Here is a 1,363-nt window from a genome sequence, read left to right on the forward strand (position 1 = left end):
GTTCTCCTGCCGCCAGGCCAGCAGCATCTCGCCGCTGAAGCTGTCGGTGCCGAGTGCGGTGACGTAATGCACCTGCAGCGTCTGTTCCGGCATTTGGCGGGCAAGGTAGACGGCGGTGTTGAGGGTATCGCCGCCAAAGCCGCGCGTCAGCTGTGCGCCCTGCTGTGACAGCTCGATCATGCATTCGCCGATCACGGCGAGATTTCGGATAGTCATCGTCAATAAGCCCTGGCTAAAGAAGAAGCAACAGCCGCCAGTCTCCACGTAAGGCGGTCAGGGAGTCAATAAATTAAAACAGTGTTTTAATTTTTTATGATCGCGATCGACCAACGCCAACAGGGTGAAGAGGAAAGCCTGCGGTAATTCGTGCTTAAAGTTTTACGCGGCGCGGCCGATAAGCTGGGTAAAGAAACAGCGGCAGCGCTCTCACTTCCCCGCCACGGCGATAGTACCGATGATAACCAACCTGATCTCGGGTCTGCTGGCGCCCTGTTTTGCCCTCTATGCCTGCGCCAAATCGCGGCGCTACTGGCGGCAATGCCGGCGCTTGTATACCTTCCAGCCGATTTATCGCACCAGCGGCGCGTTGCTGGCGGTGGAACTGCTGACGGCGGTGTATCACCCTAATGAGCCGGACAAACGGCAATCCCCGGAACAGTATTTTGCCTCGCTCGGCGTCGCCCAGCGTTTGCGGGTGATCCAGGAGCAGTTGGCGCTGTTGCAGCGCTGGCAGGCGTTGTTCATTCGCCACGCGGTGATGGTGTCGGTCAATATCGACGGCATGGCGCTGCAAGCGTTGCAGCGTCATGATGCGTTGCAACGGCAGATCGCCGAGATGCCCTACCTGCGCTTCGAGCTGGTGGAGCAAGCCGCAACGGCGTCAAACCGCCCGTTACAGCAGATCGTCGGCGGCGAACGGTTGTGGCTGGACGATTTCGGCAGCGGGCTGGCCAACTTCTCCGCCGTCGGCGCCTGGCGCTATCAATACATCAAGGTGGCGCGCGAATTGTTCACCTTGCTCAAACAGTCGGAAGAGGGCGTACAGCTGCTCGGCACCCTGATCAAGATGATGAATCAGCACAGCGACGGGGTGATCGTCGAAGGCGTGGAAACCGAACAGGAGTGGCGGCTGGTGCAGCGTTCCGGCGCGTTGGCCGCGCAGGGTTACTATCTTTCCCGCCCGGCGTGCTTTGAAACTTTACACAGCGTACCGACGCTGTTTGCCGCGCCCGGCGCGCCGGCGTGAACTCCGGCCTATCCTCAGCTAGGCTTAAACGGGGCTGCTCATTCCTTTTCCTTTCATTCGGCAGCCCGGTTTATGTGCTGAGGGAGCCCTATGACAAGAACAGGAAAGGTTTTCAGC

At 59.3% G+C, this 1,363-nt stretch carries 2 protein-coding genes; one reads left to right on the forward strand and one right to left on the reverse strand.

Features of this window, described 5'->3' with window-relative positions:
• On the reverse strand, positions 1-216 hold a 216-nt coding region (locus tag AB0H42_RS35670), incomplete at its 3' end, for a PfkB family carbohydrate kinase (RefSeq protein WP_357064289.1).
• A 238-nt stretch (positions 217-454) separates the two neighbouring features.
• Between AB0H42_RS35670 and pdeH the strand changes: the two genes are divergently transcribed.
• Positions 455-1,246 carry a cyclic-guanylate-specific phosphodiesterase gene (gene pdeH / locus AB0H42_RS35675; RefSeq protein ID WP_043142934.1) on the forward strand — a complete coding sequence of 264 codons (792 nt, stop codon included), beginning with the start codon at positions 455-457 and terminating at the stop codon, positions 1,244-1,246.
• Positions 1,247-1,363: the final 117 nt, after the last annotated feature.

Source organism: Nocardia sp. NPDC050799, assembly GCF_040654015.1.
Lineage (GTDB): Bacteria > Actinomycetota > Actinomycetes > Mycobacteriales > Mycobacteriaceae > Nocardia.

Excerpts from the sequence above, each read along its gene's own strand:
- pdeH (WP_043142934.1), top strand. The coding sequence starts at position 455 with ATGATAACCAACCTGATCTCGGGTCTGCTGGCGCCCTGTTTTGCCCTC.